This is a genomic window from Brevundimonas sp. AVps31, from assembly GCF_058681355.1.
Genome location: NZ_CM178736.1, coordinates 1,118,214 through 1,137,156, shown reverse-complemented (window position 1 = coordinate 1,137,156; position 18,943 = coordinate 1,118,214). Strand labels below are relative to the sequence as shown.

Here is an 18,943-nt window from a genome sequence, read left to right as displayed (position 1 = left end):
CCGCGGGGAGGTGGCTCGCCCGCCCCGCGAGCGAGACGGAGGGGTTTTCACCTCTCCGCTCCGCGGGGAGGTGGATCGTCCGCGGAGGCGGGCGAGACGGAGGGGTTCGTCACCCCAAGCTCCGTCGCGTCTCCTCCCCGTCGCCGACGGGGAGGTGGCTCGCCCGCCCTTCGGGCGAGACGGAGGGGGGCTTTCACTCCCCCTCACAAGCAACAGGGACCCCGCGCCGCGTGGTGGAGGGGGCTCACACCGCCCCGCCGCAAGCCCTAGTCCGGCGTCCCCAGCACCGCCGTCCCTTCCTCGATCACTTGATCGACGTCCGTCTCCGGCTCGTCCTTCGACGGCCGCTCACCCGCCGGCTCAGGCCAGGCGGTGTCATCATCGGTCGGCACGGGATCAGGGCTGTTGGCGGCGTCGGTCATGGCGATCTCCTTGTGATGGAGAGGCAACTGGTGGGGGCGGGGGGATGTTCCGTGAGCGAAAAGGGCGGTGTGTCCCCGACCCCGCCGCCTTGTCATCCCCGCGAGAGCGGGGGACCTACTCATTCGAAATTAAGTCTCCGGCAAAGCAACGCCCTAGCAGCGCCCCATATGCCGTCCATGAACGAAGAAAATATCCGCACTCTGGCCGACCGCCTCAACGAGATTGAAGACCTCGAAGGGGAGATGATCCGCGAATGCAAAGAGGCGATGGTCCTCGGGGACTCTTGGCGCTCCGACATGATGGTTATGGCCTCGATCAAGCGCTCCCTCGGCCTCGCCGATGGCTTCCGCACCATGGTCAAAAACCAGAACTTCACGGTCGCCGCGCCCCTCGTCCGCCTCCAGTTGGACTGTGCCTTGCGCCTGAGCGCGCTGAGCGCCGTTGATAACCCGGAATCTTTCGCCGCCGCGTTCGTGAACGGCGAGAAGCTGGACAAGTTCAAGACCCCTACCGGTGCCAAGCTGACAGATCGCCTTCTGGTGAACCGGATGACGGAAGATATTCCGTGGGTGGAAGGTGTCTACAATGACGCCTGTCAATTCGTGCACCTAAGCAGCCGCGTCTTGTGGAACTCAGTCGCCAAGACCAACGACGAGGAACGGATTGCCTACTTCCAGATCTCCGCGCTCGATCCGGTGCGCGGGGGTGAAGAGAAGTATTTCTCCGCCGTTGAAGCGTTCAAGAATTCCTTCGTCTTGACCAAGCTCATCGCGCTCTCGATCCTTGAACATCGTAAGGAAGCGTTGGAGAGGAAATCCCGTCAGCGCTGATCCGGCGGGAAGCTGAAGCGCCCGATGGTGCTGATGTCGTCGGTTAAGGCCTTACATTCCTCGATCAGGCCGTTGACCATCTCCAATGTCACGGGCTGAGGCTTGCGATTGTAGCCGCCTCGGCGGACCAGCCAGCGAACGCCGGGACCGGTACGCCCATCATTGCCAGGGTCGAAAATAACCGTCCCGTGGGTGAGAAGATTGCGGTCAGTGACCAGCTTCATGACGCGTTTTCTCAGTGACCTCAGATGTGCAGCCACCTCTTCGTTCCGGTTCCGCTCATGAATGGCCAGCAACAGTTTGAGGCTATCGGCCAACTGAAGGCCATCGGTGACCGGGTGGCCTTCGTCGTGAATTAGTTGGAGTTCCAACCAGATGGCCTGAGCCACGGCACCTTCGAGATAGCTGTAGTAGGCGCAAAGCCGACCAACACCCTCGAAGATGTCGCGAGACACCCATTCCGCCATTTTGACCATGCCGCCCTCCGTAGTTCGGTAATGATACCGAAAAAAGCCGCCCCAACCTCGCGGCGGGGCGGCTTTCCCTAGTCAGTCACGGCCTAGACCGGAGGCTTCTTCCACCAGCGGCGCTTGCGGCGCCGATGACGGGTCACATGCTCCGAAGAGCCGTTGCGGACACGGTCGTAAGACCGGACGAAAACCGGGCGATCCATTGTGGACCTCCATCAAAAAGGTTGCCGTCCCGGCCCTCTTGCGCGATGATGCTTTCGCCAAAAAGAGGTCAACGGCTTGATGGCCGGGACTTTCAGGAAGCGGCTCGGGCGAAAGCCTGAGCCGTTTTTCTTTGCGGGTTCTGTGATTTTACTGAGCCATCGCGTCCTCCTTGATCAGCGACCATTGGCCATGCTCCTCGGCCACCACCTTATCCGCTTGAAGCTGGAACAGGGCGTTGCGCGTGGACGAGTAAGTGATCGGCTTGCCGGTCTTCTTCGCGACGCGGCGGCGGACCTCGGACGGGTTCAGCGGCGCGGTGGCCTCGGCCAGCACTTCGCGGACATGGCGGGCGTTCTCGCCCTTCGGCCGGCGCTGGCGGTCGGGCTCCGGGATGTCATCGAACAGCGAGGATGCAGCGCGAACGGAAGTCATTTCTGGCGGAAGGCGATCCTTAGCGAAGGCGGTCATGTCAGCCAGCGCCTGAGCGTAGCCTTCGGCAAACCCGTCCTTACGGCCAGCCTGATAGCCTTCTTCGCGCATGGCTCTTTCCAGCGCTTCGAAGATGGTCTGCTTGTCCGTGATCATGGGAACCCCCTGTGGCGATCCTGATATGAACCAGTTCCAAGCGCACTGCAAGCGGTAGTGTCATGTTATTAACTACCTGATCGATGCTCTCTTCACAACGTTTTGGATGAAGCGAGTCCCAGCTAAGGTCGGCCCAGATAGCGCGCGGGGCTCAGCTGCTGAAGGGCAGGCCGGGCCGTGGCGCAAGCTATATTCGCTGGCCACACGGCGTAGGGCCCGATTTGGAATTCCTGACCTCGAACCCGACCTTTCGCGTTTGGCTATGGTTTGACATTGGCGCATCAGAACGGTCAAACGTGGTAGCCTTGTGATCAGACGGGAGGTGATCCAGCCTCTTCCTAGATCGTGGCCGTCGCACGCCCATTGTGCCCCGTTACCATTACCAACTGAAGCGGCTTCGGCTCTAAGGCTATCCGGAACGTTCCTTAGGCCGTTTGTATCTAGGCGCTCCGCGCACTTGGACGAGTTTAGGCTTGGCTACCTCCCAGAACCCGACCGCCACCCGGACAGGCCAGCCCGTGAAGGGGGCTCGCATAGTGCCTCCACTCAATGTCCAGCTCGAGGACAGACCCTAATGTCCAAAAGGGGCGCAATGGCCCCGCCTCTAGTGCGCCTCATCCCAGTTCCCCGCCGCCCGCGCCTCCACCACCAACGGCACCGTCAGCGCCACAGCAGGCTCCGCCGCCCCCTCCATCACCCGCTTGATCTCCACGATCGCGGCGTCCGCCAGCCCCTCCGGGCACTCGAACACCAGTTCGTCGTGCACCTGCAGCAGCATCTTCACCTCTGACAGGCCGGCCGCCTCAAGCGCCGCGGGCATCCGCATCATCGCGCGGCGGATGATGTCGGCCGCCGCGCCCTGGATGGGGGCGTTGATGGCGGCGCGTTCGCCGAACTGGCGCTCGGCGCCGCTCTTGGAGTGGATGGCCGGGATGTGGATGCGGCGGCCGAAGACGGTGCTGACCGCGCCATTCTCGCGCACTTCTGTTTTCGTCGCATCCATATAGGCGCGGATGCCGGGGAAGCGCTCGAAATAGGTCTTGATATAGGCGCCGGCCTCGCCCTGATCGATGCCCAGCTGGGCGGCCAGGCCGAAGGCCGAAATGCCGTAGACGATGCCGAAATTGATCGCCTTGGCGCGGCGCCGCGTCTCGGAATCCATCTGGTCCAGCGGCACGTTGAACATCTCGCTGGCCGTGGCCGCGTGGATGTCCAGCCCCGCCTTGAAGGCGCGTTTCAGCTCGGGGATGTCGCCGATATGGGCCAGCAGGCGCAGCTCGATCTGGCTGTAGTCGGCGCTGATCAGCACATTGCCCGGGCCGGCGATGAAGGCCTGGCGGATCTGGCGGCCGGTGGCCGTGCGGATCGGGATGTTCTGCAGATTGGGGTCGCTGGAGGCCAGGCGGCCGGTGGTGGCGGCGGCCAGCTGGTAGCTGGTGTGCACCCGGTCGGTGGTGTCGTCGGCGGCCTCGATCAGGGCGTCGGTATAGGTGCCCTTCAGCTTGCTCAGCTGGCGCCAGTCCAGCAGGACGCGCGGCAGTTCGTGGGTCTCGGCCAGGGTTTCCAGGGTGCTGGCCTCGGTGCCCCACTGGCCGCTGGCGGTCTTGCGGCCGCCGGGCAGGTTCATCTCGCCGAACAGGATGTCGCCGATCTGTTTGGGGCTGCCGACGTTGAACGGGTGGCCGGCCAGCTCATGGGCGCGGGCCTCGAGCTCGACCATCTTCATGCCGAACTCGCTGCTGAGCGAGCGCAGCCGCACCGGGTCGACGCGCACGCCCGCCCGCTCCATGGCCGCCAGGGTCGCGGGCATGCCGCGCTCCAGCGTCTCATAGACGGTGGTCAGGCCCTGTTCCGCCAGCCGGGGCTTGAGGATGCGCCACAGACGCAGGGTCACGTCGGCGTCCTCGGCCGCGTATTTCGTCGCCGGGGCCAGTTCGACGTGTTTGAACGACTTCTGGCTCTTGCCCGTGCCGCAGACGGATTTGAACGGGATGGGTTCGTGGCCCAGGTGCAGGCGCGACAGCTCGTCCATGCCGTGGCCGTGCAACCCGCCTTCGAGGACGTAGCTGATCAGCATGGTGTCGTCGTAGGGGGCGACGGTGACGCCGCGTTGGGCCATGACAGCGATGTCGTATTTGATGTTCTGCCCGACCTTCAGCACGGCCGGGTTCTCCAGCAGGGCCTTGAGCCGCGCCAGGGCCGTGGGCTTGTCGATCTGCTGCAGGGCCTCGCGCGTCTCGACCGCGTCGCCGAAATCGAGGCCGCCGCCGCCCGCCTGCGGCTCATGCTCATGGGTCAGGGGCACATAGCAGGCGTCATTGGGCCCAAGCGCGAGGGAGACCCCGCACAGGCCCGCATGGGTGGCGCTCAGGGCCGAGGTCTCGGTGTCGAAGCCGACCACGCCCGCCTCTTCCGCCCGCCGGATCCAGCCGTCCAGCTCCTCGATCGTCTGTACACAGACATAGCGGTCAGGGTCGAAGGTCTGGGCCTCGACATCGGCCGCCACGCCCTGCGGCGCATAGCGGGGGCTGATGACCGGGGCGGTCAGGGGCTTGGGCCGGGCCGCGAAGGCCGAGCCGTCCTTGGCCGGGGCCTTGCCGTCGCCGACGCGGTTGCGCAGGGACCGGAACTCCATCCTGTCCAGAAACTCGCCCAGCATGACCGGGTCCGGGTGGCGGACGGCGAAATCCTCGACCGGCTCGGGCGCCGGGGCGCTGCAGTCCAGCTTGACCAGTTCGCGGGACAGGCGGATCTGGTCGGCGAAGGCGATCAGGGTCTCGCGCCGTTTGGGCTGTTTGATCTCGCCCGCGCGGGCCAGCAGGGTGTCCAGGTCGCCGTACTCGTCAAGCAGCTGCGCCGCCGTCTTCGGCCCGATGCCGGGGGCGCCGGGCACATTGTCCACGCTGTCCCCGATCAGCGCCTGCAGATCGATCATCTTCTCGGGGCCGACGCCGAATTTCTCGAACACCTCGGGCTCGGCCAGCCGGCGGTCTTTCATCGGGTCCCACATCACCACCGACGGCCCGATCAGCTGCATCAGGTCCTTGTCGCTGGAGACGATGACGGCCTCGCCGCCCGCATCCCGCACCCGGCAGGCATAGGTGGCGATCAGGTCGTCCGCCTCATAGCCCGGCAGCTCGACGCAATGCACCCCGAACGCCGCCGTCGCCTCCCGCACCAGCGGGAACTGCGGCACCAGATCCTCCGGCGGCGGCGGCCGATGCGCCTTGTACTGGTCGTACAGCCTGTTCCGGAACGTCTTCTCCGAATGGTCGAAGATCGCCACCAGATGCGTGGGCCCGTCCGCCCCCTTCATGTCCTGCAACAGCTTCCACAGCATGTTGCAGTACCCCTGCACCGCCCCCACCGGCAGCCCGTCCGACTTGCGCGTCAGGGGCGGCAGGGCGTGGTAGGCGCGGAAGATGTAGGCCGAGGCGTCGATCATCCACAGACGGACGGGGCCGCCTTCGGCGGGCGTTTCGGGGGCAGGGGTCTCGGGCGTCGCGTCGGTCATGGCGCGAACATAGGGGCAGCCGCCCGCTCCGTCACCGGTCGCCGGTCAGGAGATCCAGGTGTTCTCGCACTGCCCCGCCAGCGTCCAGCCGGCGATGCCCGACACCACACGGCAGCGCACGCCCATCCCGGCCAGCGGACCGTGCAGGATGCCCGCCTCGATCGTCGCGCCGTTGCCGTCATAGACGGGCTTCTGGAACTGCACCCACTGCACCCGGTCGCCGGGCTGATGCTGGCGGTCGGGGTCGTAGGCGGCCGGGAAGCTGACCCCGTAGCGGTCCCAGTCGCAGCGGGGCGCCCAGGTCTTGTCCTCGCTGAACAGCCAGACGGGCGGCGCGACATTATCGCTGGTGTTGAAGCGGTAGTGGCCCGTGGCGACTGCGGCGATGACGGCGCAGTCGTTCTGGTTGGTCGCCTGACCGGCCCCGCCGGGCGCGGTCGGCGCCGAGGTGGCGCACGCCGACAGGGCGGTGGCGAGGGCGAGGGCGGACAGGACGGCGGCGCGCATGATGGCTCCTGTTACGAACGCAGGCCGGTGATCGTCCGCAGGGGGGCGATGTCCTCGGCCGAGGTGATCAGGTGAACGACGGCGGGGCGGCCGGCGTTCCGGGCCGCCTGCAGCGCGGCGGGGAAGTCCTCGGTGCGTTCGCAGCGGATGCCGAAGGCGCCGAAAGCCTCGGCGTATTTGACGAAGTCGGGGTTCTTCAGGTCCGTGGCGATGACCCGCTCCGCGCCCGGATAGTGCGTCTCCTGGTGCATGCGGATGGTGCCGTAGGTGCCGTTGTCGACGATCACCACGACGGCGTGGATGTCGTACTGGACCGCCGTGGCCAGCTCCTGCCCGGTCATCAGATAGTCCCCGTCGCCGGCGATGCAGATCACGTCGACGTCCGGGTGAAGACTCTTGGCCGCCAGCGCCGCCGGATAGCCGTAGCCCATGGCGCCCGAGGTCGGGGCCAGCTGGGTGCGGCAGGCGCGGTGGCGATAGAAGCGGTGCAGCCAGGCGGCGAAATTCCCCGCCCCGTTGGTGACGATGGCGTCGGGCGGCAGCACTTCGCCCAGGTGCGCCATGCAGTCGCTCATGTTGACGGCGCCGCCGACCGGAACGGGGGTCGAGAAGGCCTGGTAGTCGGCGTGGGCGGCGGCGGCCTCATCGTGCCATGTCCGGCCCGGGTCGATGGTCGATAGCGCCAGGGCGGCGAGGGAGTTGTCGGCGGTGGCGCTCAGCAGCGGCGTCCACACCCGGCCCAGCTCCTCCGCGCCCGGATGAATGTGGATCAGGGTCTCGGCCGTCCGCGCGCGGTCCAGCAGGGTGTAGCCCTGGGTCGGGTTCTCGCCGAGCCGGGCGCCGATGGCGAGGATCAGGTCGGCGCTCTTCGCGCGGGCCGTCAGCTTCGGATTGCAGCCCAGACCCAGGTCGCCGGCATAGTTCGTCCGGTCGTTGGACAGGATGTCCTTGCGGCGGAACGACAGGCTGACGGGCAGGCCGATCCGCTCGGCCCAGTCGCCGATGGCGGCGGCGGCCTCGGGGGTCCAGCCGGAGCCGCCCAGCACCAGCAGGGGGCGTTCGGCCCGGGACAGGCGCGCGCGCAGCTGTTCAACGAAGGCCGGGTCCAGCGCCGCCTTGGCGGGGGTCACGGCGCGGACGGGGGCGGGGCCGCCGTCCGCGTGCAGGATGTCCTCGGGCAGGGCGATGACCACCGGCCCCATCCGGCCCTGCAGGGCGGTGGCGAAGGCGCGCTCGACCACCTCGACCGTCCGTTCCGGGCTCTCGATCTCGGTCGCCCATTTGGCCAGCCCGCCGAAGACCTCGCGGTAGTCGACCTCCTGGAAGGCGCCGCGGCCCCGGTCGGTCAGGGCGATCTGGCCGACGAACAGGATCATCGGCGTGGAATCTTGATGCGCCGTGTGCACGCCGATCGAGGCATGGGTCGCGCCGGGCCCGCGCGTGACCATGCAGACGCCGGGCTTGCCGGTCAGCTTGCCATAGGCCTCGGCCATGTTGGCGGCGCCCGCCTCATGCCGGCAGGCGATCACCCGGATTTTGTCGCGCACGTCGGCCAGGGCGTCGAGAACGGCCAGATAGCTTTCGCCGGGCACGCAGAAGACGCGGTCGATGCCGTTCATGACGAGGGTTTCGACAAGGCGGCGGGCGGCGGTGTTCGCGGGCTGGGTCATGGAGGCGAGTTAGCAGATCAAACCGCGCCTTGGCCATGCAACCCCACGGTCACGCTTGCGTTCAGGCTGCAGGTTCACACCAAAAAGGGGATTCCCATGAAAAAGATCATCGCTCTGTCCATCGTCGCCGCCGCCCTCGCCGTTTCGGCCTGCAACACCATCTCGGGCGCGGGTCGCGACGTCTCGGCCGCCGGCAGCGCCGTCACCACGGGCGCCGAGCAAGCCAAGAACTGATCCTTCGATCCGTTCGAATGACAGGGGCCCGCCGGGAAACCGGCGGGCCTTCTGCGTTCAGGCCGGGTCGTAGACCACGCCGGTCAGATACAGGCCGTCGGACGGCGCCACGGGGCCGCAGGCGCTGCGATCCCGCGCCTCCAGCGCTCTCGCCACATCCTCGACCGTCCAGCGGCCCAGTCCGACCTCGGCCAGGGTGCCGGTCATCGAGCGGACCTGCCGGTGCAGGAAGCTGCGCGCCTCGAACACCAGGTGCACCTCCTCGCCGACGCGGGTCACGCGCGCGACGTCCAGCGTCTTCTCCGGCGATTTCGACTGACAGTTCACATCGCGGAAGGTGGTGAAGTCGTGCAGTCCGACCAAGGCCTGCGCCGCCGCCTGCATGGCCCCGGCGTCCATCGGCTTCTTCACATGCCAGACCCGGCCCAGATCCAGCGCCGGACGACCGGGCCGGTTCAGGATGCGGTACAGGTATTTGCGCCCGGTCGCCGAGAAGCGGGCGTGCCAGTCGTCCTCCACCCCCACGCAGTCCAGCACCGACACCCGCTCCGTAATCAGATGGGCGTTCATGGCGTTCATGACCGTGTGGTCGGGCCAGGCCTTCTCCAGATCGAAGCTGACCACCTGACCGGTGGCGTGCACGCCCGTATCGGTCCGGCCCGCCGCCGCCAACCGGATCGTCTGGCCGGAAAAGGCCTTGATCGCCCCCTCCAGCGCGCCCTGCACCGTCGGCTGGCCGGGCTGGGCCTGGAATCCGTTATAGCCCGAGCCGTCGTATTCGATGGTCAGCCGGTAGCGGGGCATCTCCCTGTCTCCCTACCGCTCGCCCCGCGGGGGCTCGCTGCTTGAGGGGGACAGTACGGTTCCAGTCGGGAGATTAAATCCCCGAAGCATTTCGTCGGCCGGCTGCTGGGCCTTGCCCTCGCGCTGTACGCGGATCAGCCGCACGGCGCCCTCGCCGCAGGCGATGGTCAGACCGTCGCCGTCCAGCACCGTGCCGGGCGCCGCGGATCCCTCGGCAAGGCCGGACAGCAAGGCCTTGATCCGCACCGGGCCGTCGGGACCGGGGGCTTCGAACCAGGCGCCGGGGAAGGGCGACAGGCCGCGGATATGGGCGTCCACCTCGACCGCCGGTCGCGACCAGTCGATGCGCGCCTCGGCGGGAGTGATCTTGCGGGCGTAGGTCGGCTCGCCGCTTTGGGGCGTGCCCGTCGCCCCGCCACGCTCGATGGCGGCCAGCGCTCGCGACCACAGGCTGGCCCCGGTGTGCGACATCCGCTCCGACAGGGTGGCGGCGGTGTCGTCGGGACGAATGTCGAGGATTTCGGACAACAGGATATCGCCCTCGTCCAGGCCTTCGCTCATGCGCATGACCTGCACGCCGGTCTGATTGTCGCCGGCCATGATGGCGCGCTGGATCGGGGCGGCGCCCCGCCAGCGGGGCAGCAGGGAGCCGTGCAGGTTGAAACAACCCAGACGCGGCGCCTCCAGCACCTCCGTCTTCAGGATCTGGCCATAGGCGACGACGCAGGCGGCATCGACGTCCAGGCTGACGAAGTCGGCGATGGCCTCGGGCGATTTCATCGAGGCTGGGGTGAAGACGGGCAGGCCCATGGTCTCGGCGAAGGCGTGGACCGGAGAGGGGGTCAGCTTCTGCCCGCGTCCGCGCGGTTTCGGCGGCTGGGAATAGACGGCCACGACCTCATGACCGCTGGCGATCAGTTCAGCCAGCGACGGCACGGCGAAATCGGGGGTACCCATGAAGGCGAGGCGCATGTGCGCGCTTTGCCCTATGCGCGGGGCCGGGACAAGGCGTGGGGCCGACGTCGGCATTCTACCCTTAGCTGTCATGCCGCCCGACCGCTTTCGGCATACTTTGGGGTGACGGGCCGTTCGGGGTTCAGGGTCTAGCCCATTCCCGCCGACGCGGGCCAAACCTCCTCTTCGATCCCGACAGCAACTGCACGAGACAGTTCGACCAAGCTGGCCGGCGTCAGAGTGTGGAAACCATCGACGTCAGGAAAGTATCGGGTGAAGTCGTTCGCGTAGATGGGAGCCAATCCTGCGATCGCGTATCCCACTTGGCCTCTGGGATCGACTAATCCCAACGCTACGGACCGGTCGTATGCCTTGTCGAGCTTGTGGCCTATATTTCTAAGCTCGGCTTCGCTCCCGCCCTTGAACTTAATCCATGCCTTGAACGACAATTCCAAAGACAAACAGGCTAGGTGAAGGATCGTCAGGTTATGCTTGGAGTCTTCGGTCGAAAGCAGTGTCTCCGCTGACATCGCGAAGCCTTTGGCGTTCATCATCAGCGTGTCAGCCGTCGAGTTCATAGTTTCTCCTCCGGCGGATCGCTCTTCCCGCCGTTGAACGACCGTCAGCGCCCGATCCCCTCGCGGCCGTTCGGTACCTACCCTAGGGAAACTCGGCTTTCACCCCTCAGACCGCCCTTTGAGGGTTGATGCGCTCCCGCTTCAAAAGGCTGTCATAGCTTCTGAACTGTGGAAGTGATTCGTAGTTGGAGCTGACATCTACCCGCCCTTTGGCAGACTCCTCCGCATACACAGGGCGATAGGTTACATGTAAAATGTCCACCTCGCCGGTCGTCTTGAACACGTAGTTCGCTCCGGCCACGATCCCATCGGCGTCGCCCTCGAACTCGCGATGTGTTGCCATCGACAGGAAAAGTTCGCGGTCGCTGACTTTCTGGAATGTGTAGGTCAGGACTTCGCGGAGGTGCTCATCCAGAAATCCAACATTGTAGGAGCTCGGGCCGATCTCGATGAAGTGCGTCGGCCGGTCACAATCCCCGATGAGAACCGTATAGGGAGAGCCGCCGTCGTGCGCCTATTTCGCCCGCCTTTCGTCCCACATCTCAACGGGACGCTTCTTTGCCCTGAACCATGACTTACAAAAGCTGGGCGACGAGATTTGCATCAGGAAATATTAGCTGGCTGCATGGCTGCTTTCCATCATAGCCGATCGCTAGCCTATTCCCAGCGCGTCGAAACCCCGCCGCCCTCGTCCCATTCGCCGCCCGCGTCCAGCGCGTCGTCGAAGTCGAGCAGGCGGTCCAGCAGGACGCCGGCGATCACGCCGATGGCGGCCACGCCGACGATGGTGGCGATGGAGGCGACGCCGACCTTCTCGTTGCGGGTCAGGCGGCGACGGCCGCTGGTGTCGATGATGCGGTCGCGGTTGCGCTTGAGACGGGCCATCAGGCAGCCATCCTCGCGGCTTTCTTGACCTTGGCCACCGCGCGTTCGCGGCGCAGGCGGGTCAGGTGGTCGATGAACAGCACGCCGTTCAGGTGATCCATCTCGTGCTGGATGCAGACCGCGTACAGGCCCTCGGCCTCTTCCTCGATCTCCTCGCCGTTGAAGCCGAGGTATTTGATGCGGCAGCGGGCCGGGCGTTCGACGGAGTCGAAATAGTCCGGGATCGACAGGCAGCCCTCGTCGTAGGGCAGGGTCTCTTCCGAGGTCCACAGGATCTCGGGATTCACGAAATAGCGCGGGTTGCGGCGCTCGGCCTCCCACTTCGCGCGGGTCTCGTCGTCCATCTCGGCCGGGTCGGTGTCGCAGGCCTCGCCGCCCTTGTCGCCCAGGTCCATGACGATCACCCGGCGCGTGTCGCCGATCTGCACGGCGGCCAGGCCGATGCCCGGCGCGTCATACATCGTGTCGAGCATGTCGGTCATCAGACCGCGCACCTCGTCGGTGACCGGTCCTTCGACCGGGGTGGAAACCTGTTTCAACACCGCCAGGTCGGCGGCGTTGTCGATGGTAAGGATACGGCGGACGGTCATACCCGCGAGGTAGGCGCGACGGGTCGAAAGGTCAAGATTTCCGACTGGTGCGAAGGGTTATGCCGAGGGCTCGCTGATCTGGGTCCGGGGCGTTTTCGAGCGGCGCGAGATGGCGGTCATCATCGCGCCGATCGGGAACAGGGCCAGCAGGGCGAACAGCCCGATCATCACCCACAGCACCCCGAACACGCAGGCCAGCAGGCCGATGATCATGCCGTCCACGCGGTTGCGCAGCAGAACCCTGAACCGGTCGGGCTCCTCCGCGCGATAGATGCTGCGCGGCTTGTAGCCCCGGGTTTTGACCACGCCGGACCGCTGCGCCTCCAGATAGGGCAGCAGGTCCCGCAGGATCAGATAGAAGCCGGCCAGACAGGCCCCGATGAATACGACCATGAAATTCTCCCCCGCGCCCAGCTTCGCCTTACGCCGGGGCCTTGTCCACTCCCGGCAACGGCCTCGGCTTGCGGTGCTCGTCGATGGCCACATAGGTGAAGACGCCCTCGGTCACCCGCATGGACTCGGCCTGGGCGTGGTTACGGGGGCGTTTCCAGGCCTCGACATGCACCCGCACAGAGGTCCGGCCGGTCTTGATGACGCGGGCATAGATCGACACCTCGTCGCCCACCGACACCGGCTGGTGGAAGACCATCCCGTCCAGCGCGATGGTGGCGCAGCGGCCCTGGGCCAGTTCAAAGGCGGGGGTCGCGCCGGCGAGGTCCATCTGGGCCAGCAGCCAGCCGCCGAAGATATCGCCTTCCGGATTGGTGTCGGCGGGCATGGCGATCACGCGGCCGACGGGATGACCGGTCGGAAGGGTGGGCAGGTCGGTCTGGCTCATCGGGGAGGCTCCGGTCAGGCTTGGCGGGTCCGTATCCGCCGCCCGTCGGCGATCCGCAAGCGTTCGCTCAAACCCCGGAAGGGGAGGGCCCCAGAAGCCCCATCCGGACCAGGGCGGACAGGCTGTCGGCCTGCATCTTGTCCATCACCTTGGATCGGAAGATCTCGACCGTGCGCGGGCTGATCGACAGCAGCAGCGCGATCTCCTTGTTGGACTTGCCCTCGATCAGGGCGTCGAAGACCTGACGCTCGCGGGGGGTCAGCAGGGCCAGTTTGCGATCGACCTCCAGCCGTTGCGCCTGACGGGCCGACAGATCATCCAGCTGGTCCAGTGCGCCCTTGACCGTCTCGATCATGCGCGTGGGATCAAACGGCTTTTCGATGAAGTCGATCACGCCGGCCTTCATCAGCTGCACGGCCATCGGCACGTCGGCATGACCCGTGAACACGATCACCGGCCAGGCCCGGTCGTTCAGCCGGCCCAGGCGACGCACGACCTCGCCGCCGTCCATGCCCGGCATGCGGATGTCGGTGACGACACAGGCGGACCGGTCTTCGGGCAGGTTGGCGAAGAAGTCGGCGCCGCTGGCGAACCCGCGGGCGCGGATGCCCTCGCTCCGCAACAGGTGCAGCAGGGAATCGCGAACGGCCGCGTCATCGTCGATGACGAAGACGGAATGCCGCGCGGCGCTCACGCCCCGTACCCTTCACGCGGCAGGTCGAAGGAAAACGCCGCGCCGCCCAGCGGGCTGCGGCCGACGGACAGGGTGCCCCCGTGGCTTTCGACGATGGTGCGGGTCACCGACAGGCCCAGTCCCATGCCGGACGACTTGGTTGTAGTCATGGGGCGGAAGATATCCTCGATATCCTCACCCGCAATACCGGGGCCGTTATCTTCTACCGTCATCCGATATCCGCCTTCGCCAAAAGCCGCGCCCCGGACCACCACGATGGGCGTCGCCTGACCCGTGGACGCCTCGGCGGCGTTCCGGACCAGGTTGATCAGGGCTTGTTGAAACTGGATACGCTCGGCCCGCACAAAATCATCAGTAACACCGATATCAATGCGAATCTCGACCGCTCTGTCCCGGGAAATAAGGGCAAAAGCGGGGCCTAGATCCTCAATCATGGAAGAAACGCTCTCCCGGCCCATGCGGCGCGTGCCGGTCGCCAGAAGGTCGCGCATGCGCCGGATGATGTTCCCGGCACGGAGGATTTGCCCCTTGGCGAGCTCCAGCGTGCGGGCGGCGCTCTGGCCGATCAGGCCGGCGCGCTCGATGTCGCGCTGGCTGGCCTGCATATAGGTGGTGGCCGCGCTCAGCGGCTGGTTCAGTTCGTGCGCCAGGGTGGCGGCCATCTCGCCCAGCGAGTTCAGTCGCCAGACCTTGTGCAGTTGCAGGTCCAGATCGCGGGCCCGCTCGGTCGCCATCTCCGCCTCGGTCAGATCGGTGATGCAGACGGCGGCATAGTCTTCCTGAGAGGCCTCCGGCATCACGCCCATCTGCAGGCTCAGGATCAGCGGGCGGCCGTCGGGACGGCGACCGATCCAGTGGCCGGTCGGCGCCTCGAGCGGACCGTTCGACGCCTTGCCGTCCAGTCGCTTGAGGTCGAAACCATGCACCAGATCGCCGAAGGCGCGACCGGCGGTCTCGGCGCTGTCGACCCCGAACAGGCTGGCGGCGGCGGGCGTGAGGCGGCGAATCTGGCCGGCGCTGTCGAGGATCACGACCGGGACGGTGGCCAGCACGGTGTCCAGCACGGCGTTGCGCCCGGCCAGGGTGCGCGTTAGTTCGATCGAGCGGCGATGCATGCGGCGTTGGGCCCAGCAGATTTCCGCCACCAGCCAGCCGACCACGGCGAACAGGCCCGCGTTGACGATGGTGTCCACCACGCTCTCGCGGGCGACCAGCAGCACATTCCCGGCGATCGACAGCGCGATGGCCAGGGCCGTCGGCGCGCGTCGGGCCAGCATGGCGGTGATGACCACCGCCGGCACCATCGGCAGATAGTAGAACTGACCGATGATCTCCAGCAGGCCGCGCAGGGCGAAACAGGCCAGCACCGCGACGACGGCAAGCAGATAGGCGCGCCAGCCCCGGTAGGTCCACAGGGTCGCCATGGCGAACAGGATTTCGGACGTCGAGCGCCTGCCTGTCACTTTTTTCAGATCGATGCCGGTGATCGGATCGACCTCTCCCTCCACCGGGGTCCGCGCCCCGTTCGGATCAGGCATAACAACTATCCGTATAGGGGAAAATACGTATGTGTCGACTTTCCACCGAAACCGCGTTTTCCCTGCGCCCGGCGAACCTCCGAAAGCATCGGTTCGAGGCGGCGACGCGGCGCCGCCCGACGGCGGCGCCTCTCCCTTTGGAGGCTCAGGTCGGTCGGCGCAAGCACTTGTAAAGTCGAACCGCGTTCCGCCTCAGCGACGCAATAATACGTGTTTATACCTACCCTTACGAGTTTGTACGTACCGTCAAGTTTACGAAGAATATTAGCGTTACCCCGACTGTGGCAGCAACAACCAAGGGGTAAGAATGTCCTCCGCCTGCCTTCATATTGCGCGTCGTTTCGGCGCGGCTTTCACGGTCGCCTTCACCGGTCTCCTTCTGCTCGCCGGACCCGCGTCTGCTGACCCGGAATTCGATTTTCAGGTCGGCGTGACCACGGACTACGTCGGCAAGGGCATCAGCAAGAGCATGGGCGACCCGGCTGTGTCGGGTCAGGTTGAAGTCACCCAGGGCGCCTTCCACGCCAGCGTCTTCGCCTCCACGGCGGAACTGTCGCAGGGCTCGGACGCCGAGATCATCACGACCGTCGGCTGGGCCCCCGAGGCTTACGGCTTCGACTTCGACTTCGCGGTTCTGAACCGGGACCTGCCCGGATCCCGCGCCGGGGTCGATGCGAACTACTGGGAGTACCAGGCGGACGTTTCGCGCAGCATCGGGCCGGTCAGCGGCCGGGTTCGCGTGAACTACACCCCGGACGGCTTCGCCTCGACCGAGGAGGCCTGGTGGGTCGAAGCCCAGGGCGCCTACAAGATTTCCCCCAAGACCAAGGCCTCGGCCGCCGTCGCCACCCGTCGCGCCCACGGCGGCGCCGACTACACCGCCTGGAACGTCGGCGTGAAGCAGAAGCTCACCGACGCCGTCTCGCTGGATGTGCGCTGGTACGACACCGACGAGCACGACCTGGGCGACAACTACGACGGCCGTCTGGTCGGCGCTCTCACCTTCACTTTCTGATCCACTTCGAACGTTCGAGGCTTATCCAGTGACCTTTCTGAACAACATGCCCGTCGGTCGAAAACTCTTCGCCGCCTTCGCCTGCGTCCTGACGGCGATCGCCGTCATGGGTGCGGTCGTCTTCTTCCAGATGGTGGCCCTCGACAAGGCGGGCGCCCAGCGCTCGGTCGCCAACCAGATGGTGCGCTCCACCGCGGCCGCCGAGTTCTACCTCGCCCGCCAGGAAAACAGCGTCCGCGGCTTCCTGCTGACCGGCGACGAATACTACATCCAGCGCGCCACGGCCCACCGCCAGTCGTTCAAGAACGCCGTGAAGGAACTTGAGGACGCCGCCGGCCCCGAGCTGAAGGACGAGGTCGGCTCGCTGGATCGCACCGCCGACGCCTGGTTCGAGCATGTCGTCACCCAGGGCGCCGCCCTGGCCCGCGATCCCGCCACCCGCGACCGCGCCGTCGCCATGGTCGGCCGCAGCGGCTCGGCCGATCAGGTGATGGAGCCGGTCGAAAGCGCGCTCGACTCCATCAAGGAACAGAACCTGGTCGAACTCGACCGCGTTCGCGCCGTCCAGGACGACGCCTCGACGACCGCCAAATGGGTGCTGGGCCTCGGCATCGGCGCCGCCATCATCCTGTCCGTCCTGGCCGGTCTGGCCCTGACGCGCGGCATCGGCGGTCCGGTCATGAAGATGGTCGACCACATGAAGCGCCTGATCGGCGGCGACACCTCCCTGCAGGTGCCGGAAGCCAGCCGCAAGGATGAGTTCGGCGCCATGGGCCAGGCGATCATCGCCTTCCGCGACGCCGCCATCGACAAGATCCGCGTCGAGGCCGAAGCCGTCGACGCCCGCGAAAAGGCCGACATCGAACGCCGCCGCAACCTGACCCTGACCGAAGCCGCCGCCGAGGAGCAGGCCCGCGTCGTCACCGCCCTGGGTGAAGGCCTGGAGAAGCTCAGCGACGGCGACCTGACCTATCGTCTGACCCAGACCTTCCCGTCGGACTATGTGAAGCTGCAGTCGGACTTCAACGCGGCCATGGGCCAGCTGAAGGACGCCATGTCTGTGGTCGTGTCCAACGTTTCGGCCATCCGGTCGGGCTCGGGCGAGATCAGCCACGCCGCCGACGACCTGTCGCGCCGCACGGAGCAGCAGGCCGCCTCGCTGGAAGAGACCGCCGCCGCCCTCGACCAGATCACCGCCACCGTCAACAAGACCGCCTCGGGCGCCCGTCAGGCCTCCAGCGTGGTCCAGGGCGCCCGCGGCGACGCGGAAACCTCGGGCATCGTGGTCCGTGACGCCGTCGCGGCCATGAGCGCCATCGAACAGTCGGCCCAGCAGATCAGCCAGATCATCGGCGTGATCGACGAGATCGCCTTCCAGACCAACCTGCTGGCCCTGAACGCGGGCGTCGAGGCGGCGCGCGCCGGTGACGCCGGCCGTGGCTTCGCGGTCGTCGCCTCGGAAGTGCGGGCCCTGGCCCAGCGCTCCGCCGAAGCGGCCAAGGAGATCAAGACCCTGATCTCGGCCTCGACCGCCCAGGTGGCCTCGGGCGTCCAGCTGGTCGGCCAGACCGGTGAAGCCCTGCAACGCATCGTCGGCCGCGTCGCCGAGATCGACGGCCTGGTGTCGGAAATCTCCGCCTCGGCCCAGGAACAGGCCACCGGCCTCCAGCAGGTGAACACCGCCGTCAACCAGATGGATCAGGTCACCCAGCAAAACGCGGCGATGGTCGAGCAGTCGACCGCCGCCAGCCACTCGCTGTCGCAGGAAGCGGAAAGCCTGGCCGCGTCGGTGTCCCGCTTCCGCATCGGCGACGGCAGCGTCCAGGCGCCGCGCGCCGCCCCGGCCCCGCGCCACAACCACGCGCCCGTGTCGCAGATGCGCGCCACCGGCCGCGGCGGCGCCGCCCTGAAGCCGCAGGCCGTCGAGGACGGCTGGGAGGAGTTCTGATGAGCGTCCCCACCCGTCACTCACTCGCCCTTCCCGCCGTGCTCGATATCCGCGCGGCGGGGCCGCTCAAGGCCGATCTGCTGGCCTTGCGCGGACAACCCGTGACCCTGGACGCCTCGGCGGTCCAGCGTCTGGGCGGCCTGTGCCTGCAGGTGCTGCTGTCCGCCCGCGCGACCTGGGCGGCGGACGGTCAGGACCTGACGGTGACGACCGGCGACGAAACCGCCTTTCAGGATCAATGGGCCGCGTTCGGCGCGGCCCCCTTCGAGACCGCACCCGTGGGAGCTTCCGCGTGACCAAGACTGTTCTGACCGTCGATGATTCCCGCACCATGCGCGACATGCTGCTGATGGCGCTGGAGGATGCGGGCTACCGCGTCATCCAGGCCGTCGACGGCATCGACGGGCTTGAGGTGCTGGCCGCCAACGGCGCCGACATCATCATCACCGACATCAACATGCCCCGCATGGATGGTTTCGGCGTGATCGAGGGCGTGCGCGCCGACCCGAACCATCGCCATACCCCGGTGCTGGTGCTGACCACCGAAAGCGACGCCGAGAAGAAGGCGCGCGCCCGGGCCGCCGGCGCCACGGGCTGGATCGTCAAACCCTTCGACCCGGTGAAGCTGGTGGACGCCGTCCGCCGCGTCGCCGCCTGAAGCC

At 66.7% G+C, this 18,943-nt stretch carries 21 protein-coding genes; 6 read left to right on the top strand and 15 right to left on the bottom strand.

Translation table 11 applies throughout. The features are described 5' to 3' along the window. Window positions 1-266 precede the first annotated feature (266 nt). Window positions 267-422: a hypothetical protein gene (locus tag ACW174_RS05445; protein ID WP_492016690.1), complete on the bottom strand. Its 156-nt coding sequence runs from the start codon at window positions 420-422 to the stop codon at window positions 267-269. A 177-nt stretch (window positions 423-599) separates the two neighbouring features. Here ACW174_RS05445 and ACW174_RS05440 point away from each other — a divergent pair, with 177 nt between their 5' ends. Continuing rightward, entirely contained in the window at window positions 600-1,253 is a 654-nt protein-coding gene (locus tag ACW174_RS05440; RefSeq protein WP_492016689.1) for a hypothetical protein, read from the top strand. On the opposite strand, the gene ACW174_RS05435 is transcribed toward ACW174_RS05440, so the two are convergent. The 5 genes from ACW174_RS05435 to ACW174_RS05415 all read right to left on the bottom strand — a co-directional run bounded on the left by ACW174_RS05435 (window position 1,244) and on the right by ACW174_RS05415 (window position 8,203). Then, the gene (locus ACW174_RS05435) at window positions 1,244-1,729 is read right to left on the bottom strand and encodes a hypothetical protein (protein ID WP_492016688.1); all 486 of its coding nucleotides are present in this window, start codon (window positions 1,727-1,729) and stop codon (window positions 1,244-1,246) included. The genes ACW174_RS05440 and ACW174_RS05435 overlap by 10 nt on opposite strands. Before the next feature lie 345 nt (window positions 1,730-2,074). Beyond that, the gene (locus ACW174_RS05430) at window positions 2,075-2,512 is read right to left on the bottom strand and encodes a hypothetical protein (protein WP_492016687.1); all 438 of its coding nucleotides are present in this window, start codon (window positions 2,510-2,512) and stop codon (window positions 2,075-2,077) included. A gap of 604 nt (window positions 2,513-3,116) precedes the next feature. Beyond that, entirely contained in the window at window positions 3,117-6,026 is a 2,910-nt protein-coding gene (gene polA / locus ACW174_RS05425) for a DNA polymerase I (protein WP_492016686.1), read from the bottom strand. A gap of 45 nt (window positions 6,027-6,071) precedes the next feature. Beyond that, window positions 6,072-6,533 (bottom strand): hypothetical protein, encoded by a 462-nt coding sequence (locus tag ACW174_RS05420; protein WP_492016685.1) that lies wholly within the window; start codon window positions 6,531-6,533, stop codon window positions 6,072-6,074. An 11-nt stretch (window positions 6,534-6,544) separates the two neighbouring features. Beyond that, on the bottom strand, window positions 6,545-8,203 hold the full coding sequence (locus ACW174_RS05415; protein ID WP_492016684.1) for a thiamine pyrophosphate-binding protein: 1,659 nt from the start codon (window positions 8,201-8,203) through the stop codon (window positions 6,545-6,547). 96 nt (window positions 8,204-8,299) lie between these two features. Here ACW174_RS05415 and ACW174_RS05410 point away from each other — a divergent pair, with 96 nt between their 5' ends. Further along, on the top strand, window positions 8,300-8,437 hold the full coding sequence (locus ACW174_RS05410; protein ID WP_492016683.1) for an entericidin A/B family lipoprotein: 138 nt from the start codon (window positions 8,300-8,302) through the stop codon (window positions 8,435-8,437). 57 nt (window positions 8,438-8,494) lie between these two features. On the opposite strand, the gene truA is transcribed toward ACW174_RS05410, so the two are convergent. The 9 genes from truA to ACW174_RS05365 form a co-directional block, all read right to left on the bottom strand. Further along, on the bottom strand, window positions 8,495-9,241 hold the full coding sequence (gene truA, locus ACW174_RS05405; RefSeq protein ID WP_492016682.1) for a tRNA pseudouridine(38-40) synthase TruA: 747 nt from the start codon (window positions 9,239-9,241) through the stop codon (window positions 8,495-8,497). 12 nt (window positions 9,242-9,253) lie between these two features. Then, a complete protein-coding gene (fmt, locus tag ACW174_RS05400) occupies window positions 9,254-10,213 on the bottom strand; it encodes a methionyl-tRNA formyltransferase (RefSeq protein WP_492016681.1) in 960 nt (319 codons plus the stop codon). 131 nt (window positions 10,214-10,344) lie between these two features. Next, on the bottom strand, window positions 10,345-10,773 hold the full coding sequence (locus ACW174_RS05395) for a hypothetical protein (protein ID WP_492016680.1): 429 nt from the start codon (window positions 10,771-10,773) through the stop codon (window positions 10,345-10,347). A 657-nt stretch (window positions 10,774-11,430) separates the two neighbouring features. Beyond that, the gene (locus tag ACW174_RS05390) at window positions 11,431-11,658 is read right to left on the bottom strand and encodes a hypothetical protein (RefSeq protein ID WP_492016679.1); all 228 of its coding nucleotides are present in this window, start codon (window positions 11,656-11,658) and stop codon (window positions 11,431-11,433) included. Next, window positions 11,658-12,248 carry a peptide deformylase gene (locus tag ACW174_RS05385; RefSeq protein ID WP_492016678.1) on the bottom strand — a complete coding sequence of 197 codons (591 nt, stop codon included), beginning with the start codon at window positions 12,246-12,248 and terminating at the stop codon, window positions 11,658-11,660. The genes ACW174_RS05390 and ACW174_RS05385 overlap by 1 nt, the downstream gene beginning before the upstream one ends. A 57-nt stretch (window positions 12,249-12,305) precedes the next feature. Then, window positions 12,306-12,641 (bottom strand): hypothetical protein, encoded by a 336-nt coding sequence (locus tag ACW174_RS05380; RefSeq protein ID WP_492016677.1) that lies wholly within the window; start codon window positions 12,639-12,641, stop codon window positions 12,306-12,308. Window positions 12,642-12,669: 28 nt separating this feature from the next. Further along, on the bottom strand, window positions 12,670-13,086 hold the full coding sequence (locus tag ACW174_RS05375; RefSeq protein ID WP_492016676.1) for an acyl-CoA thioesterase: 417 nt from the start codon (window positions 13,084-13,086) through the stop codon (window positions 12,670-12,672). Window positions 13,087-13,153: 67 nt separating this feature from the next. Next, complete coding sequence (locus tag ACW174_RS05370) at window positions 13,154-13,780, bottom strand: response regulator transcription factor (RefSeq protein WP_492016675.1); 627 nt, start codon at window positions 13,778-13,780, stop codon at window positions 13,154-13,156. Further along, complete coding sequence (locus tag ACW174_RS05365) at window positions 13,777-15,318, bottom strand: ATP-binding protein (protein ID WP_492016674.1); 1,542 nt, start codon at window positions 15,316-15,318, stop codon at window positions 13,777-13,779. The genes ACW174_RS05370 and ACW174_RS05365 overlap by 4 nt, the downstream gene beginning before the upstream one ends. A gap of 307 nt (window positions 15,319-15,625) precedes the next feature. Here ACW174_RS05365 and ACW174_RS05360 point away from each other — a divergent pair, with 307 nt between their 5' ends. Genes ACW174_RS05360 through ACW174_RS05345 form a run of 4 tightly spaced genes read left to right on the top strand, consistent with a single transcriptional unit; the run spans window position 15,626 to window position 18,939 of the window. Then, window positions 15,626-16,333, top strand: coding sequence for a TorF family putative porin (locus ACW174_RS05360; protein WP_492016673.1), 708 nt, complete (start codon window positions 15,626-15,628; stop codon window positions 16,331-16,333). 28 nt (window positions 16,334-16,361) lie between these two features. Beyond that, window positions 16,362-18,281, top strand: coding sequence for a methyl-accepting chemotaxis protein (locus ACW174_RS05355; protein ID WP_492016672.1), 1,920 nt, complete (start codon window positions 16,362-16,364; stop codon window positions 18,279-18,281). Next, entirely contained in the window at window positions 18,281-18,577 is a 297-nt protein-coding gene (locus ACW174_RS05350) for an STAS domain-containing protein (protein ID WP_492016671.1), read from the top strand. The genes ACW174_RS05355 and ACW174_RS05350 overlap by 1 nt, the downstream gene beginning before the upstream one ends. Continuing rightward, complete coding sequence (locus ACW174_RS05345) at window positions 18,574-18,939, top strand: response regulator (RefSeq protein WP_492016670.1); 366 nt, start codon at window positions 18,574-18,576, stop codon at window positions 18,937-18,939. The genes ACW174_RS05350 and ACW174_RS05345 overlap by 4 nt, the downstream gene beginning before the upstream one ends. Window positions 18,940-18,943 lie beyond the last annotated feature (4 nt).

Excerpts from the sequence above, each read along its gene's own strand:
- ACW174_RS05435 (WP_492016688.1), bottom strand. The coding sequence starts at position 1,729 with ATGGTCAAAATGGCGGAATGGGTGTCTCGCGACATCTTCGAGGGTGTT.
- ACW174_RS05375 (WP_492016676.1), bottom strand. The coding sequence starts at position 13,086 with ATGAGCCAGACCGACCTGCCCACCCTTCCGACCGGTCATCCCGTCGGC.
- ACW174_RS05420 (WP_492016685.1), bottom strand. The coding sequence starts at position 6,533 with ATGCGCGCCGCCGTCCTGTCCGCCCTCGCCCTCGCCACCGCCCTGTCG.
- truA (WP_492016682.1), bottom strand. The coding sequence starts at position 9,241 with ATGCCCCGCTACCGGCTGACCATCGAATACGACGGCTCGGGCTATAAC.
- ACW174_RS05415 (WP_492016684.1), bottom strand. The coding sequence starts at position 8,203 with ATGACCCAGCCCGCGAACACCGCCGCCCGCCGCCTTGTCGAAACCCTC.
- ACW174_RS05350 (WP_492016671.1), top strand. The coding sequence starts at position 18,281 with ATGAGCGTCCCCACCCGTCACTCACTCGCCCTTCCCGCCGTGCTCGAT.
- ACW174_RS05390 (WP_492016679.1), bottom strand. The coding sequence starts at position 11,658 with ATGGCCCGTCTCAAGCGCAACCGCGACCGCATCATCGACACCAGCGGC.
- polA (WP_492016686.1), bottom strand. The coding sequence starts at position 6,026 with ATGACCGACGCGACGCCCGAGACCCCTGCCCCCGAAACGCCCGCCGAA.
- ACW174_RS05385 (WP_492016678.1), bottom strand. The coding sequence starts at position 12,248 with ATGACCGTCCGCCGTATCCTTACCATCGACAACGCCGCCGACCTGGCG.
- ACW174_RS05360 (WP_492016673.1), top strand. The coding sequence starts at position 15,626 with ATGTCCTCCGCCTGCCTTCATATTGCGCGTCGTTTCGGCGCGGCTTTC.
- ACW174_RS05410 (WP_492016683.1), top strand. The coding sequence starts at position 8,300 with ATGAAAAAGATCATCGCTCTGTCCATCGTCGCCGCCGCCCTCGCCGTT.
- fmt (WP_492016681.1), bottom strand. The coding sequence starts at position 10,213 with ATGCGCCTCGCCTTCATGGGTACCCCCGATTTCGCCGTGCCGTCGCTG.
- ACW174_RS05445 (WP_492016690.1), bottom strand. The coding sequence starts at position 422 with ATGACCGACGCCGCCAACAGCCCTGATCCCGTGCCGACCGATGATGAC.
- ACW174_RS05380 (WP_492016677.1), bottom strand. The coding sequence starts at position 12,641 with ATGGTCGTATTCATCGGGGCCTGTCTGGCCGGCTTCTATCTGATCCTG.
- ACW174_RS05440 (WP_492016689.1), top strand. The coding sequence starts at position 600 with ATGAACGAAGAAAATATCCGCACTCTGGCCGACCGCCTCAACGAGATT.
- ACW174_RS05430 (WP_492016687.1), bottom strand. The coding sequence starts at position 2,512 with ATGATCACGGACAAGCAGACCATCTTCGAAGCGCTGGAAAGAGCCATG.
- ACW174_RS05395 (WP_492016680.1), bottom strand. The coding sequence starts at position 10,773 with ATGAACTCGACGGCTGACACGCTGATGATGAACGCCAAAGGCTTCGCG.
- ACW174_RS05365 (WP_492016674.1), bottom strand. The coding sequence starts at position 15,318 with ATGCCTGATCCGAACGGGGCGCGGACCCCGGTGGAGGGAGAGGTCGAT.